This window comes from Pseudotabrizicola sediminis (assembly GCF_004745575.1).
GTDB classification, from domain to species: Bacteria; Pseudomonadota; Alphaproteobacteria; order Rhodobacterales; family Rhodobacteraceae; genus Pseudotabrizicola; species Pseudotabrizicola sediminis.
In genome coordinates, this window is sequence record NZ_RPEM01000004.1 from 265,670 (window position 1) to 280,158 (window position 14,489).

Sequence of the window (14,489 nt, forward strand, 5' to 3'; positions counted from 1 at the left end):
GGTGCTGTGGGCCATGCCCAAAGCTGCATCTGGATCACATCTTGCTTTCACCCGAAAGCGGGCACATATGCGCGCAATTTTGGTTGCTTGTCGCGCAAACCTCACTAGGCTTTGCGCACCAAACAGTGGCCGGGCAAAACCTCGGCACTTCACGAAGGGGAGGTAACCTATTCATGGACAGACGTTCTTTCATCCGCAAAGCGGCGATCGGCGGGTCAGCGATTGCGGCATCGAGCACGCTTGCCGCACCACTGGTCGCCCAGACCACGCCGAAGGTCAACTGGCGGCTTACATCGTCGTTCCCGAAGTCGCTCGACACGATCTATGGCGCGTCCGACACGCTGTCGAAGTACCTGAGCGAGGCAACTGACGGCAACTTCACCATGCAGGTTTTCCCGGCAGGCGAACTGGTTCCCGGCCTTGAGGCCGCGAACGAAGTCGGCGCCGGCAACGTCGAGGCGTGCCACACGGTCGGATACTATTATTTCGGCAAGGACCCGTCCTATGCGGTTGCAGCCGCCGTGCCGTTCTCGCTGTCGGCGCGTGGCATGAATGCGTGGCACTATTACGGGGGCGGTATCGACCTCTACAACACCTTCCTTGAACAGCACGGTCTGGTCGCCTTCCCGGGCGGCAATACCGGGGTGCAGATGGGCGGCTGGTTCCGGCGCGAGATCAACACCGTTGCCGACATGGTCGGCCTCAAGATGCGGATCGGCGGCTTTGCTGGTCAGGTCATGTCGAAACTGGGCGTGGTGCCGCAGCAGATCGCCGGTGGCGACATCTATCCGTCCCTGGAACGCGGCGTCATTGATGCGGCGGAATGGGTCGGGCCTTACGACGACGAAAAGCTCGGCTTTGTGAAGGTCGCGCCCTATTACTACTATCCCGGCTGGTGGGAAGGTGGGCCGACGGTTCACTTCATGTTCAACAAGACCGCCTATGAGGCGCTGCCCGCCGGCTATCAGTCGCTGCTGCGCACGGCCTGCCAGGCCGTGAATATGGACATGATGTCGTCCTACGACCACAAGAACCCGACGGCGGTCAAGACCCTCGTGGCGCAGGGCGCGCAGCTGCGTCCCTTCACCCCCGAGGTTCTGGAGGCGTGTTTCAACGCCGCCGAAGAGGTCTATGCCGAAACTTCGGCCGGAAACCCGGGCTTTGCAACGCTGTGGGATTCGATCAAGACCTTCCGCGGTGACTTCTATCAGTGGACGCAGATCGCGGAATACAACTACGACACGTTCATGATGATCCAGAAGAACAACGGCAAAATCTGACGCCAACGCGCCAGACGACGCCCGCAATGGAAAGGCCCCGGGGAAACCCGGGGCCTTTGTTGTATTCGCATCCCCGATGCGGCGGGGATACAAATTCAAAATCAGTTCGTGGGTGCCGGTGCCACGGGAGCGGCAGGCGCAGGCACCACGGGCGCAGGTGCAGGTGTGGGCTGGACCGGGGCCGGAACTGCCGGGGAAACCGGCGCGGGTGCCACACCTCCGGGAGCCAGACCACCGCCCGGCGCGCCGAGGCCACCGCCCAATCCACCTCCCCCGAGCCCGCCACCGCCAAGCCCGCCGCCCAATCCTCCGCCCAGCCCACCGCCGAGTGCACCGCCAAGCCCCCCGCCTTGCGGCAGGATGATCTGCACGTCAGAACTGTCGATCACCGGCCCCTTGTAGTGCATCACAATCTGCGGAAAGAAGACGACCATCAGGATCATCACAACTTGGATGGCGATGAAATTCACCGCGCCGCGATAGATGTCGGTGGTCTTGATCCCGTCTATCCGCCGCCCTGTCGGTTTGTCGATGTAAGACCCTCGCGGGGCGACGGACCGCAGGTAGAACAGCGCAAAGCCGAAGGGCGGTGTCAGGAAGCTGGTCTGCATGTTCATCCCCAGGATCACACCCAGAAAGATCAGGTCGATCCCCAGACTTTCTGCCGCCGGTATGATGAGCGGCACGACAATGAACACGATCTCGAAGAAGTCGATGAAGAACCCGAGGAAGAACACAATCAGGTTGACGATGAACAGGAAGCCGTATTCGCCGCCAGGCAGCGACGTCAGCAGTTCTTCGACCCAGACATGCCCGTTGATCCCGAAAAACGTGAGCGAAAACACCCGGCTGCCCAAAAGGATGAACAAGACAAAGGCCGACAGGCGCGTGGTCGAGGCCAGCGCCTGGCTGACCACACCAAAGTTCAGGCGTCCCTTGACCGCCGCGAGGATCATAGCGCCGACAGCTCCCATCGCACCGCCCTCTGTCGGGGTCGCAATGCCCAGAAAGATCGTGCCCAACACCAGAAAGATCAGGGCAAGCGGCGGAATCATCACGATGATCACCTGTTGCGCCAGCCGCGACATGGTGTTCATACCCAGCGCCTTGTCGGCCAGCGTGTAGAAATAAACCACGATCACGCCCACTGCGACGCCCAGAATATTGGCATTGCCACCCTGGCTTTCGTACAGCCAGATATGTGCGCCGTAACTGATCGCCATAACGGCAGCGACAGCAACAAAAAGCGAGCGAAAGCCGTTGCCCAGCGTGCGCGCCTCGGGCGGCAGGGCTGGCGCGGCGTTCGGGCGCAGCACCGTGAGCACGACGATATAGGCGATATACATCGCAGTCAGCAGCAGCGCCGGCACCAAAGACGCGCGGTACATGTCGCCGACCGACCGGCCCAGTTGGTCAGCCATGATGATCAGAACCAGCGAAGGCGGAATGATCTGCGCCAGCGTGCCCGACGCCGCGATCACCCCGGTGGCCAGTTTCCGGTCATAGCCATAGCGCAGCATGATCGGCAGGCTGATCAAGCCCATGGCGATGACGCTGGCCGCCACAACGCCGGTTGTGGCCGCCAGTAGCGCCCCCACGAATACCACCGCAAAGGCCAGACCTCCGCGGATAGACCCGAACACCTGGCCGATTGTATCAAGCAGGTCTTCGGCCATGCCAGAGCGTTCGAGGATGATGCCCATGAAGGTAAAGAACGGGATAGCCAGCAGCGTCTCATTCGACAGCACGCCCCAGAACCGCGACGGCAGCGTGTTCAGCAGCGGCCAATTCAGCGTGATCAGGCCATTGGAATAGGGGGCGAGCTCAACACCGATGAAAAAGAACAACAGCCCGTTTGCCGCAAGGGCAAAGGCCACCGGATACCCGATCAGCAGAAAGCCGATCAGCGACAGGAACATGATCGGGGCCATATAATGCGCGATGAATTCGATCATTTCTTGATGTCCTGAATCAGCGCGAGGGCTTCCTCTTCGGCCAGCGTCTGGGCCGACACGAACGGGTGCGGATCTTCCATCAAGCCGCGCAGGATGGCGATCTTCTTGATGATCTCGGACACACCCTGAATCGACAACAGCACGAATCCCGCAAGCAGCAGGAATTTTGCCGGCCAGATGATCAGACCGCCGGCATTGGTCGACACCTCCTGATTCAGAAAGCTCTGGGTGAAATAAGGCCAGAAGTACCATGTCATCAGCAACACAAATGGCATCAGAAAGAACACATGCCCGAACAGGTCGATCAGGTGCTGCGTCTTTCGGCTGAAGGTGCCGTACAGAATGTCGATGCGGATGTGCTCGTTTTGCTTCAACGTATAGGCCGCCGCTAGCAGGAAGGCGGCGCCGAACAGATACCACTGGAGTTCAAGCCAGGCATTCGATGAGGTGTTCAGCACTTTGCGGATCACCGCATTTCCGGCACTCACCAGCGCGGACAGCAGGATCAGCCATGCCACGCCACGACCGATGATTTCGTTGAAACGGTCGATCCCGCGCGAGATCGCCAAAAGAAACGCCATTCGATAGCCTCCCATGACCCTGTTCCCCGCCCGATGTGCCTCGGGTCCGGGTCCGCACTTTGTGTCCGGTACAATTGGCCGTACAGGTGCGGGGGTCAATCGCAAAAACCGGCACCGCCGTCAACGCAGCATGTGTTCACTCCACTGCGCACGCGGCGCTTCTGGGACGGCAATCCCGGATGCGGCGAAGTTGTCGCATAATGTAGACAATTCCGGTTGGCCACCTGCCCACTCAGTGAGCATAACACGCGTTAAAGGGGCGCGAGACGCCGTCCGGGCAAAACAGACCCAGTGCAACACTGGAAACACGGGTGTCACTCTCGCTCAGGTGGTCGAAGTCGCTAAGAAGGTTGGTAGGAAACGCACTCTGAAGCCGCAACAGCCGGAAAATCGCGTTCGTTCCGATTCTGTCAGATGTGTATTTCGCACCTGACCAAAGCGCTCAATCATACGCCATTGCGCCGTCGGAATGGAACCAATCACACTCCCGTGAGTTAAGTAAGAGGTTTTTGCTGGGGAGTCCGGGACATGGGGCGCATCGCTGAATTACGCGATCCAGATCGAATAGGGTCACATGCGGCGCATTCGGGCAGAGGGCGCATGATGGCTAAACCGAACCTCGCGACCGGCATCATAATTTATCTGATTGAAGACGATCCTGCATTGCGTGAGGCAGGGCGCGACTTGTTCGAATCCCAAGGCTGGGTCGTGCGCGACTTTTTCTCGGCAGAAGCCTTCCTCGCCGCCCCACGACCTTCCGGCGATGTCTGTCTTATCCTTGACGTCCTGCTTCCCGGGTTGGACGGTTTGACATTGCTCGAAAAACTGCGCGCGGAAGGGTCAGTGGTTCCGGCAATCATGCTTACCGGTCTGGGAGACGCCGCCACCGCAGTTGCCGCGCTGAAGGCGGGTGCAGCGGATTTCATCGAAAAGCCAGCGGAACGCACGGCACTGATTGCCAGTATTGCCGACGCAATCAAAGGTGCCAAGGAGGTGCGCACCCAAGCCCAGTTGCGCGACAAGGCAAAAGCGCGGTTCAGGGCCTTTACGACACGCGAGACCGAGGTCTTGACCATGATGCTTGAAGGTATGCCAAACAAGAACATCGCCGCCGGCCTGAGCATCAGCCAGCGCACCGTCGAAGGTCACCGCGCGCGTCTGATGCACAAATGTGGGGTGAAATCTCTTCCCGCACTGATGGAGCTGTACCTTTTGGCACATCAGACCAACTGATGCCGCAGCCTCCGGTCAGCCGACCAGCAAAGCCTTGTTCAAACTCAAAGTGATGTTCACACCATCCTCCGTCCAGTCCCGATGGATCGAGCCGTTGAATTGCTGGATGACCCGCTCTGTCATTTTGCTTCCAAAGCCGCTTTTCAGTGCCATAGGGTCTGATGCAGGACCGCCCGCTTCGTTCCAAACCAGTCTGACCACATCGGCTTCGTCCTCACCAGTCAGGACAATCCGGCCAAGATCATTTGCAAGCGCGCCATATTTTGTGGAATTTGTGGCCAGCTCGTGGATGATCATTGCAAGAGGCGTGATGGAATGCTCGCCAACCAAGATTTCAGGTGCCGAAATGGAAATGTTTTTTGCTGCCGTCGGATCAAGCGAATAGGCCTGCAAAAGAGCATTGAGGAGCTCATTCAGACTGATCGCCTTTTTCTGATCATAGGATCTCGCAAAAATCAGATTGTGCGCTGCTGACAGGCCCTGAAACCGCTGGGCAAGATCCTCAAGCATTTCTTCCTTTGTTTCGGTATTTCGGGCCGCTATTGAGGCGAGTGCCGACGACAGGCTGAACAGGTTCTTGATCCGGTGATGCATTTCCCTTGTGACAAGTTCTCGCTGGTCTTCAAGGCTTTTCCGGAATGTCACATCCAGAAAAACGCCATACATGATCCGGCGGACGATGCCTTGGTCTTCTCCGCGGCCCCGGGCGGAAACCCAGCGTTCTTCGTCGCCATGCAGGATCCGGAAGTCGATCTCATACGCACCGCGCAAATCTATGGTGGCAGAAAACTCTGTCCGGACCTTGTCGATGTCTGCCGGATGAATGCACGCTGACAGGTCTTCGAATGTGACCTTGGATCTTTGAGGCAAGCCCCACAGCTCGAAGGCTCGGCTGTCCATCGTGATACGGTCCGTATCGACGTTCCACGACCACAGGGCCACGCCTGTTGCCTCTGTCGCGATGCGCAGATGGCGTTCGTCCCAGATATCGGTCTTTTGACCGCAGGGTTGGTCATCCAATTAAAATTCTCCGCAACTCGTGCCATAAGGAAAAGGCTGCATCAAAGGCAAAAAACAGGCTTCGGATAAGGCTGATATCAGAAAGTTAATGCAAAATATCCGGTTGCAATATGCCAAAGTCAAGCGTCTGGCTGCGCCGGTCAGGGTCTGGTGGCGCCTGATCGCCTGCGCCGATGGCGGCAGTTGCGGCAACCATAGCCTGTGCACGGGGCGGGCACGAAATGAGCATTGCAGACTTGTTGTTCCATAGCGTGGAGCCCTGACAAAGGAACCCTGCGGCACCACTCACGACCAGACGCGGGCGACCCGTGAATGGACTGGGAACTACGGGCCTTGGCAATCGACCAATTGCCGAAGCAGCGAGCAATCACTGCTATCCGGGTTCTGGTATGAAATTTGCCCCCTGCTACTGGTCTGATCAGACCCGTTTTCGCAGCGCACTGGCCGTAGCACCCCGGACAGCGCCCGAGGTGCCGCTGATTTCAGTCGTGGTGCTCGGGCAGGTCCTTGATCTGCTCCTTGGTCCACGTCGTTACCCCATGCACAACTCCTGCTTCATCGCGCATCAACTTGATCTGATCGAGGCTCAGTTGAACGGATTTCGCACCAATGCCAAGAAAGCCGCCGACATCGACAACAACGTCCGTTGCCGTGCCAACCCCATGCACATGCGAAATCGTCCCGATCTTTTCATCGTCCGCGCCATAGATGGGGGCGTCGTTCAGGATGGCGTTGGTATATTCCGTGCTGTTCAAAGGTGTGTGTTTGCTATGATCCATGCGTGATCTCCTTTAGCCGCTGGGTGAAGAAGCTCTCGGCAAACGGTGGCAAAAGCCAGACCGCCAGTGTGTTGGCTACGCCAGGAAAACGAAAAACCACTGCGGTCTTCCTGCCAATCGATTGCCTTGCCGGGGGCATCTCTGCCTCATCAACACGGAAATGGCCCGTGCGTTCCGAAGCGCGGTCAATACCGGGGTTCGCGAAACACCGGCCCCGCGGTGCCGATCAATATATGATCATCGGGCGCACGAAAAATGGCACCGGGGGCCAATAAATTCGAGCCGAAGCGGAACACTCACCCAAAGACCGGGTTGTAAACCTATCACCGAAATCAAATGACCGGAGCGATGTCATGAAAACCAAAACCCTGGACGATCTGTTTCTCGATACTCTGAAAGATATCTATTACGCAGAGCGAAAAATCCTCAAGGCGCTGCCAAAGATGGCCCGCGGGGCGCAATCGGCCGAGTTGAAGGCGGCCTTCGAAAAGCACCATGAGGAAACCCAAGGCCAGATCGAACGCCTGCAGGAAGTGTTCGAAATGCTGGGCAAACCGGCTCGTGGCAAAACCTGTCCCGCCATCGACGGAATTCTGGAAGAAGGCGAAGAAATTCTCGACTCCTTCAAAGGGTCCGAGGCGCTGGACGCCGGTCTGGTCGCTGCGGCGCAGGCTGTCGAGCATTATGAGATGGCACGCTACGGCACGCTTCGGAACTGGGCAGAGTTGTTGGGTCATACAGACGCCGTCAATCTGTTCCAGAAAACCCTGACGGAGGAAGAGGCCACCGATTCCGCACTGACCAAGCTGGCCGAAGGGTCGGTCAACAAAGCGGCCGTGGCGGCTGCTTGACCCCAGGCGGGGACCACGGGCGTTCCCTGCCGTGGTCCTTGACCGGCGGACGGCTCCCTTTCCGGGGGCCGTCATTCATTTGGTCGATGTCCTAAGGGCGGCCGGAAACCGGCCTGGCGGGCTCTGCCCATCGCTGACGCAGCTTTTAAGTTGTTGAAGCGTGGGAGGAGCAGGGTCTGCGCCCTCAGCGGAAGAAGGATCCGCAGCCACAAAATCGGTACCGGCGGCGGCGTGCTGCATAGTGCGGACTTCTACGGCTTTCAGACCATAGGCGTCCATCGCTGCAATTTCGATCTCCGCCTGCTGCCAGGTGTCTTCGTGCCGCCCCTCCGGACATCCAAGTGCCTCCCAGATCTCATAGGCTCGTTGACGGATGCGGTCTTCTTCAATCGCTGTCATCTGACGTTCGCTCCTTATGGTTCGGGGTAACTGGTAAGTTAACCATTGCGGCCCGCATACTGTTCCCCAGGCCGGAGGGCCCTGTGCACGGGTCAGCCCCTTCCAAAGGACCCTCACTCCTTCTCCAGCGCCCGTATCTCGTGCTCCAGGATCAGTGAGATGACTGCGCGGATCAGCACCAGCCCTCCCAAAAGGGCGACCGTGTCCAAACTAAAGTGAAGGACAGTGCGGATCAAATCGGCCACAATCAGCACATCAAGTCCGGCCAGTATATGCCGGCCCAGGGCCAACCGCCCGCGATTGAGCTGATGGCTGCGTTCATGGGCGTCGCGTCGCAAGGCTGCGCCGGAAATAAACCATACCGAAAACCGCAGAACGCCCAGAATGAAGATCGCTATCGCAAACAGCTCGATCGCGATGACCACCCATTCAAGGGCGGCTGCTATGCCCGAAAGATTGTCGCTCAAAGCCAGCATGGCCATCTCCTTTCTATCAGGCAAACGCGGAACTGACGTGTCACGTCGCAGTGAGCCGAAAGAGGCTCAGGGCATCCGCCGCCGGTTCAAACCTCGATCGTCCAGAGGACCGTCCAGGGGCCAAGACGGCCTTCCCCCACATAACCGCTCAGCCAAAGCTGGCAGCCTTCGATAGGCGGCACACCGGTCTGAGAGGTCTGCGACAGGTTCAGATAAAGCCGCAGCGTCGCGCCATCTCCCATGCGCCAGATCACCAGCACAGCATCCTGCCCCAACCGCGCGTAGCAGGCGTCAAAGCCAGAGATGCCGGCCAACCGGGGCACAATCTCGCGCCGCCGCAGGTCCAGCAGGGCGCGATAGGTGTTCAAAGTCTCAAACCCGCGACCCGCCTCTGACTCTGACCAATCCAGTTTGGCCAGGTCAAAGGTCTTGCGGTCGGTGGGATCATCCGTTTCATCTGCATCGGGCTTTTCCGGATCGTCCTCTTCCGGCGTGTCGCGCAATTGCGCCACGCGCCCCTTTCGCATGTCTGCGTGCATGGTTTTTGGCATATCTGCGAAAAACGGAAACGGCGTCGGGGCAGCAAACTCTTCGCCCATGAACAGCATCCGGATCTGCGGGCAAAGTAGGTAGGTCGCGGCGAAGGCCGTCACTGCATCGGGCGGAGCGAAGCGGTGGATGCGGTCACCATGCACACGATCGCCGATCTGGTCATGGTTCTGCATGTTGATGACAAAGGCCGTGGGCGGCAGCCCCGCACTTTCTTCACCCCGAGGCGACCCGTCCGCCATGCGCTGACCCTGAAACACGAACCTCTCGGCCAGCGCGCGACCCATGTCTTCGGAAGCAGAGGTGCCGGTCTGGTAATCGGCATAATAGCCGGTCACTTCACCGGTCACTGCCGCATGCAGCACATGGTGCGGATCGTCGTTCCACTGCGCCGTGTAGTGCACGGGGTTCAGCCGTGTGTCCCGGCGCAACCAGCCCTCTTCGTTCTGCTTTTTTTCAAGGATCAGATGGACGTGGCGGAAAGGAAACGCCGCCCGCACCCGCGCTGCGAGAATTTCCAGCAGATGGGTGTTGCTGTCATCGACCAGAACGTGCACCGCGTCCAGCCGCAGGCCGTCCAGATTGAACTCTGTCAGCCAGTAGAGCGCATTTTCAATGATGAAAGCGCGCACATCCGCCAACCCTTTGCCATCCAGGTTGATCGCCTTGCCCCAGGCATTGCCGGAGGCGTGGTTGAAGGTCGGGCACAGCTCCGGAAGCGCATTTCCGACTGCGCCGAAGTGATTGTAGACCACATCAAGAATGACCATCAGCCCAAGGGCTTGAGAGCAGTCTATGAAGGCCTTCATGTCTTCAGGGCGGCCATAAGGCGCGTACGGCGCGAACCACAAGGCACCGTCATAGCCCCAGTTGAATGCACCATGGCTTTGGGCTGCCGGCATCAGCTCAATGGCGGTAAACCCAAGCCGGGCAAGATAGTCCAGCCTGTCCATGGCCGCAGCCCAGGTGCCGTCCGGGGTAAAGGTACCGATGTGCAGTTGGTAAAGAATGGTCTCTTCCCACGGCCTGCCAGACCATCGGGGTGCCCGCCCGCGAAAGAGTTCGGGAGCGATCACCTCGCTGAAGCCTTCAACCCCGGCGGGCTGGAACCGGGACGCCGGATCTGCAATCTGCTTGCCACACCCGATCACATTTTTGTATCGCGCCCCCGCCCCGACGCCGGGCACATCGACCCGGTGCCAGCCCGCATCGTCGCGTTGCATCGGAATAACCTTTCGCCGTTGCAGCTTCAGTCCGACGGACCGGCACTTTGGGCCCCAAAGGGCAAAGCGGCTGCCCGTCTGCCGGACTTCTGCACCAAAGCGCATCTTATGGGAAAGCGTGGCGTGATGATGCATCAGGGGGCTTCCGGGGTGCTTGAAGACTGGTCTTGTCGCGTCGGCATTCGGCAGAAAGCTGGCTTACGGATCCAAGCCCGCAATAATCTTGTCAGGTGTCGCTGGCAGGCTGCGAACCCGCACTCCGCAAGCGTTGTGAATGGCGTTGAGCACGGCCGCCCCCGCACCGCAAATCCCCAACTCTCCCAGACCCTTGGCTTGCAGCGGTCCGACATAGGCATCGCGTTCGGTCAGGAAATGTACCTCCATAGGCGGCACATCGGCGTGGCAGGGAATATGATACTCGGCCAGATCCCGCGTGACGATATGGCCGTCGCGCGGGTCATGCTCCATCGCCTCGGTCAGCGCCATGCCGATGCCAAAGGTCATGCCACCCAGACATTGCGAACGGGCCGTCTTGTGATTGAGCACGCGACCGCAGGCGAAAACACCCAGCATCCGGCGCACACGGGTCTCACCTGTCCAGCGGTTAACCGCCACTTCAGCCCAGTGGCTGCCCCAGGTGGCCTGACGCACGCTGTCTTCGGTCTTGCCCGGCTCAAGATGCCCGTTGCCCGCAAGGGGGCTTGTGACAATATCGCCAAGTCGCCGCACGATGTTCCCGCATCGCGCGGTGCTGTCCTGCAGGGTCAGATCCGCCTCGGCACATCCCATCCGGGCGGCGATCTGGTCGCGGATTTCGACGCAGGCAAGATAGACCGATGTCCCGCTGGATGCCGCCCCGAACGATCCGCCGGACCCGGAGGCGCGGGGGAAATCGGTGTCGCCAAGCCTGACATCCACATATCCGATATCAAGACCCAATGTCTCGGCAGCAATCTGGCCAAGAATCGTGTAGGTGCCGGTTCCGATATCAGTCATATCGGTTTCCACGGTGGCGCGGCCCTGCGGGGTCAACGTTACCTTGGCACGGGACTCGATCAGCGAGTTCACTCGCACCGCAGCCGCGACCCCCATGCCGACGTACCACTCACCCTCGATGCGCGCACGCGGCGTCAGCCGATCCGCCCAACCGAACCGCTGTGCGCCGTCGCGTAGGGCTTCGGCCAGCTTATGGCTGGAAAACGGGCGCCCGGTGCCGGGTTCCGTTTCGGGGATGTTGCGCAGCCTCAGCTCTACCGGGTCAATACCGGCGGCATCTGCAAGCTCATCCAGCGCACATTCGAACACTGTGACCCCAACTGCCTCGCCCGGCGCGCGGACGGAACCGGCACAACTGCGGTGTATCCGGGCAACCTTGTGAACAATCTGCCGATGGGCCGCCTGATAGGTAAAGGGTGTGGCCTGCGTCACCGGCTCGGAAAACTCTGCCTCCGGCAGGTTCGAGACTAACGCCTCATGCCCGATGCCCGAAAGCACGCCGTTTGTATCGCAGGACAGTCGGACACGCTGCGTGGTTTCCGATCGCCTATGGGCCAGATCAAAGACTTGCGGGCGGGACATCACAACCTTGACCGGCCTTCCCAACTGCTTTGAGGCAATTGCAGCGGCCACGGATTCCGCGTTGATACCCAGTTTGGACCCGAAGCCACCGCCCACATAGGGCGCAAGCAGGCGGACCTGACCTTCGTCGATGCCCAGTGCGTCGGCAATCTGCTCGCGGCTGGACCCAAGCATCTGCAATCCTGCCCGGATCGTCACGCAATCTCCCGCCCATTGCGCCACCGCTGCATGGGGTTCCATCGCGGCGGCGGCATGGGATGGGGTGTGCCAGACATTGTCTACCGTAAACGCCGCCTTGCGCATGGCGGCATCAAGATCCCCTGAAGAGGATTGTTTGTCTTCCGGCAGCTCAGGGTCTACCGCGTCCGGATCAACGGGCACCTGATACGCCTCATAACGGACCCGCAGGGCATGGGCGGCCGCCTGCGCGCCCTCAAGGGTCTCGGCCACGACCAGCGCCACAGCCTGCCCCATGAAGTCAATCTGCTGTGGCCCTGCGGGCGGTCCCTCGGTCGCCATCCCCTGCGCGGCCCGGCGCAGCATGCGCGGGTCATGGATAACAGCAAGTACACCCGGCACGTCGCCAATTTCTGCCACCCGCCCCGCCGGAATGGCTGCCTGCACCAGTACACCATAGGCCATGCCCTCGGCACCGGCATCGGCGGCATAAGTGGCGCTGCCAGTGACCTTGTGGTGACCTTCAATGCGATTGATCGGCATTCCCAACACGCCCTGCGCCATCTGATCTACCCGGCTCTCGTTGTCGGGCGCATCTACCTTGAGGTGACGGGTCATGGGGCAGGCTCCAGTCCGGTTGCATCGCGTAGCGTGGCGATCAGGGTCCGGCGCAAAAGGGGAATTTTGAACGCAGGGCCGACGTGACCGGATGCGGCGCGCAGCATCAGGTTGGCGGCCTGCTCGAAAAGTGCGTCTGACGGCGCGTGGCCGATCAGCGCCGCCTCGCATTCCGGGTCACGCCAAGGCTTTGCGGCAACGCTTCCGCAGGCCAGTGCCACGCGGGTGATACGGCCGTCCGTCATTGTGATCACAACAGCGACGGACACCAGCGCAAAGGCAAATGACGCCCGATCCCGCACTTTGCGATACCGCTGTTCCCCCTTGACCGGAGCGGGCAAAATGACAGCCGTGATGATCTCACCCGGCTGCAAACGCGTTTCGACATGCGGAGTATTGCCGGGCAGCAAATGGAAATCGGCAACCCGAACCCGCCTCGGGTTGGGTCCGGCAATCTCTACCTCGGCATCCAGAGCGGACAGGGCCACTGCCATATCGCCCGGATAGGTGGCGATGCAGTCAGCCGAGGCACCGAAGATGGCGTGATTGCGGATGATACCGCCCAATGCCGCACAGCCTGTTCCGGGCGCGCGCTTGTTGCAGGGGGTGCGCAGATCATAGAAATAGGGGCAACGGGTGCGCTGCATCAGATTGCCGCCAGTGGTCGCCATATTGCGCAACTGCCCGCTAGCCCCGGCAAGCAAGGCGCGCGACAGCACGGGGTAGTCCCGCCGGATCACCGGATCCGCAGCCAGATCGCTGTTGCGCACCAAGGCCCCGATGCGCAACCCGTCACCTTCTGGTTCAATCCGGTTCAGATCAAGATGGGAAATGTCCACCAAGGATCCGGGCGTGGTCACTTCATGCTTCATCAGATCCAGAAGATTGGTGCCGCCCGCGATGATTGTTGCACCGTCCGGCATATCCTGCAGTGTACGGGCGCGGTGATATATGAACGGCTTCATGGTGCATCACCGCTGCTGCCTTCCGCGTGGGCAGCGTTCTGGATGGCTTCGATAATATTTGAATACGCGGCGCAGCGGCAAAGGTTCCCGCTCATACGCTCGGCAATCTCGGCATGGCTCAGCAAAAACGGTCCAGACAGACTGTCCGAGGCATGGCTTGGCCAACCGGCAGCCATTTCGCCCAGCATTGCGGTGGCGGAACAAATCTGCCCCGGCGTGCAAAACCCGCATTGAAAGCCGTCGTCGTTCAGGAACTGCGTCTGAAGGGGCGACAGCGCGTCAGACGTGCCCAGCCCTTCAATCGTGGTGACCTCGCTATCCTGCGCCATGCAGGCCAAAGTCAGGCAGGCGTTGATCCGGCGCCCGTCGACCAGAACCGTACAGGCCCCACATTGGCCATGATCGCATCCCTTCTTCGTACCGGTCAATCCAAGGTGGTCTCGCAGGGCGTCAATAAGGGTGGTGCGCGGGTCAACATAGACATCCCTCAGGCTGCCATTGATGTGGAGAGAGATTTGCATGCATCCTCGGGCGTCAGGGTTGGGTGTTCAGTCACGGTCTGCCTGATCAACATCCGAGCGCCCGGTTTGTTCCCCCGGTTTGTTCCCTGCCCGGGCTCGCCTTATCATCAGTGGAAAGCCCTCGCTGTTTCCAACAGCTTGATATGCGCTCCCGGGATTGGACGCGGCTTCGCTGGATGACCGGGGAGGCGTCGCAGTCCGCGCGGGACGCACATCATTTTTTTGGGAACATAATTGTGATCCACTGGTTGACCCATGGATCAGCCTAACCAGCGGAGCCCCTT

At 60.0% G+C, this 14,489-nt stretch carries 13 protein-coding genes; 3 read left to right on the forward strand and 10 right to left on the reverse strand.

Going from position 1 to position 14,489, the window contains the following annotated elements:
* Positions 1–173: 173 nt before the first annotated feature.
* Positions 174–1,280: a TRAP transporter substrate-binding protein gene (locus tag EEB11_RS08130; RefSeq protein ID WP_135430079.1), complete on the forward strand. Its 1,107-nt coding sequence runs from the start codon at positions 174–176 to the stop codon at positions 1,278–1,280.
* Between the two features lie 101 nt (positions 1,281–1,381).
* On the opposite strand, the gene EEB11_RS08135 is transcribed toward EEB11_RS08130, so the two are convergent.
* Both EEB11_RS08135 and EEB11_RS08140 read right to left on the reverse strand, forming a co-directional pair.
* On the reverse strand, positions 1,382–3,235 hold the full coding sequence (locus EEB11_RS08135) for a TRAP transporter large permease (protein WP_135430081.1): 1,854 nt from the start codon (positions 3,233–3,235) through the stop codon (positions 1,382–1,384).
* Positions 3,232–3,816, reverse strand: a complete 585-nt coding sequence (locus EEB11_RS08140; RefSeq protein WP_135430183.1) for a TRAP transporter small permease subunit — start codon at positions 3,814–3,816, stop codon at positions 3,232–3,234. Before EEB11_RS08140 ends, EEB11_RS08135 begins: the two co-directional genes overlap by 4 nt.
* 528 nt (positions 3,817–4,344) lie before the next feature.
* Between EEB11_RS08140 and EEB11_RS08145 the strand changes: the two genes are divergently transcribed.
* Positions 4,345–5,049, forward strand: coding sequence for a response regulator transcription factor (locus tag EEB11_RS08145; protein ID WP_135430083.1), 705 nt, complete (start codon positions 4,345–4,347; stop codon positions 5,047–5,049).
* A gap of 15 nt (positions 5,050–5,064) precedes the next feature.
* On the opposite strand, the gene EEB11_RS08150 is transcribed toward EEB11_RS08145, so the two are convergent.
* The gene (locus EEB11_RS08150; protein WP_135430085.1) at positions 5,065–6,069 is read right to left on the reverse strand and encodes a sensor histidine kinase; all 1,005 of its coding nucleotides are present in this window, start codon (positions 6,067–6,069) and stop codon (positions 5,065–5,067) included.
* 482 nt (positions 6,070–6,551) lie between these two features.
* Positions 6,552–6,848 carry a PRC-barrel domain-containing protein gene (locus tag EEB11_RS08155; protein WP_135430087.1) on the reverse strand — a complete coding sequence of 99 codons (297 nt, stop codon included), beginning with the start codon at positions 6,846–6,848 and terminating at the stop codon, positions 6,552–6,554.
* 353 nt (positions 6,849–7,201) lie between these two features.
* Here EEB11_RS08155 and EEB11_RS08160 point away from each other — a divergent pair, with 353 nt between their 5' ends.
* On the forward strand, positions 7,202–7,699 hold the full coding sequence (locus EEB11_RS08160; protein ID WP_135430089.1) for a YciE/YciF ferroxidase family protein: 498 nt from the start codon (positions 7,202–7,204) through the stop codon (positions 7,697–7,699).
* Positions 7,700–7,774: 75 nt separating this feature from the next.
* Here EEB11_RS08160 and EEB11_RS08165 read toward each other — a convergent pair whose 3' ends face one another.
* From EEB11_RS08165 to EEB11_RS08190, 6 genes are all read right to left on the reverse strand, one after another.
* The gene (locus EEB11_RS08165) at positions 7,775–8,098 is read right to left on the reverse strand and encodes a DUF2934 domain-containing protein (RefSeq protein WP_135430091.1); all 324 of its coding nucleotides are present in this window, start codon (positions 8,096–8,098) and stop codon (positions 7,775–7,777) included.
* 113 nt (positions 8,099–8,211) lie between these two features.
* Positions 8,212–8,574, reverse strand: coding sequence for a DUF1622 domain-containing protein (locus tag EEB11_RS08170; protein ID WP_167852697.1), 363 nt, complete (start codon positions 8,572–8,574; stop codon positions 8,212–8,214).
* 86 nt (positions 8,575–8,660) lie between these two features.
* Positions 8,661–10,481, reverse strand: a complete 1,821-nt coding sequence (gene treZ / locus EEB11_RS08175) for a malto-oligosyltrehalose trehalohydrolase (RefSeq protein ID WP_354002088.1) — start codon at positions 10,479–10,481, stop codon at positions 8,661–8,663.
* Positions 10,482–10,544: 63 nt separating this feature from the next.
* Entirely contained in the window at positions 10,545–12,719 is a 2,175-nt protein-coding gene (locus EEB11_RS08180) for a xanthine dehydrogenase family protein molybdopterin-binding subunit (RefSeq protein ID WP_135430095.1), read from the reverse strand.
* Positions 12,716–13,684: an FAD binding domain-containing protein gene (locus EEB11_RS08185; RefSeq protein WP_135430097.1), complete on the reverse strand. Its 969-nt coding sequence runs from the start codon at positions 13,682–13,684 to the stop codon at positions 12,716–12,718. Before EEB11_RS08185 ends, EEB11_RS08180 begins: the two co-directional genes overlap by 4 nt.
* On the reverse strand, positions 13,681–14,205 hold the full coding sequence (locus tag EEB11_RS08190; protein ID WP_135430099.1) for a 2Fe-2S iron-sulfur cluster-binding protein: 525 nt from the start codon (positions 14,203–14,205) through the stop codon (positions 13,681–13,683). The genes EEB11_RS08185 and EEB11_RS08190 overlap by 4 nt, the downstream gene beginning before the upstream one ends.
* Positions 14,206–14,489 lie beyond the last annotated feature (284 nt).

What these genes read in the sequence shown, in the direction of transcription:
- EEB11_RS08130 (WP_135430079.1), top strand. Translation starts at nt 174, where the DNA reads ATGGACAGACGTTCTTTCATCCGCAAAGCGGCGATCGGCGGGTCAGCG.
- EEB11_RS08135 (WP_135430081.1), bottom strand. Translation starts at nt 3,235, where the DNA reads ATGATCGAATTCATCGCGCATTATATGGCCCCGATCATGTTCCTGTCG.
- EEB11_RS08140 (WP_135430183.1), bottom strand. Translation starts at nt 3,816, where the DNA reads ATGGCGTTTCTTTTGGCGATCTCGCGCGGGATCGACCGTTTCAACGAA.
- EEB11_RS08145 (WP_135430083.1), top strand. Translation starts at nt 4,345, where the DNA reads ATGGGGCGCATCGCTGAATTACGCGATCCAGATCGAATAGGGTCACAT.
- EEB11_RS08155 (WP_135430087.1), bottom strand. Translation starts at nt 6,848, where the DNA reads ATGGATCATAGCAAACACACACCTTTGAACAGCACGGAATATACCAAC.
- EEB11_RS08160 (WP_135430089.1), top strand. Translation starts at nt 7,202, where the DNA reads ATGAAAACCAAAACCCTGGACGATCTGTTTCTCGATACTCTGAAAGAT.
- EEB11_RS08165 (WP_135430091.1), bottom strand. Translation starts at nt 8,098, where the DNA reads ATGACAGCGATTGAAGAAGACCGCATCCGTCAACGAGCCTATGAGATC.
- EEB11_RS08170 (WP_167852697.1), bottom strand. Translation starts at nt 8,574, where the DNA reads ATGCTGGCTTTGAGCGACAATCTTTCGGGCATAGCAGCCGCCCTTGAA.
- treZ (WP_354002088.1), bottom strand. Translation starts at nt 10,481, where the DNA reads ATGCATCATCACGCCACGCTTTCCCATAAGATGCGCTTTGGTGCAGAA.
- EEB11_RS08180 (WP_135430095.1), bottom strand. Translation starts at nt 12,719, where the DNA reads ATGACCCGTCACCTCAAGGTAGATGCGCCCGACAACGAGAGCCGGGTA.
- EEB11_RS08185 (WP_135430097.1), bottom strand. Translation starts at nt 13,684, where the DNA reads ATGAAGCCGTTCATATATCACCGCGCCCGTACACTGCAGGATATGCCG.
- EEB11_RS08190 (WP_135430099.1), bottom strand. Translation starts at nt 14,205, where the DNA reads ATGCAAATCTCTCTCCACATCAATGGCAGCCTGAGGGATGTCTATGTT.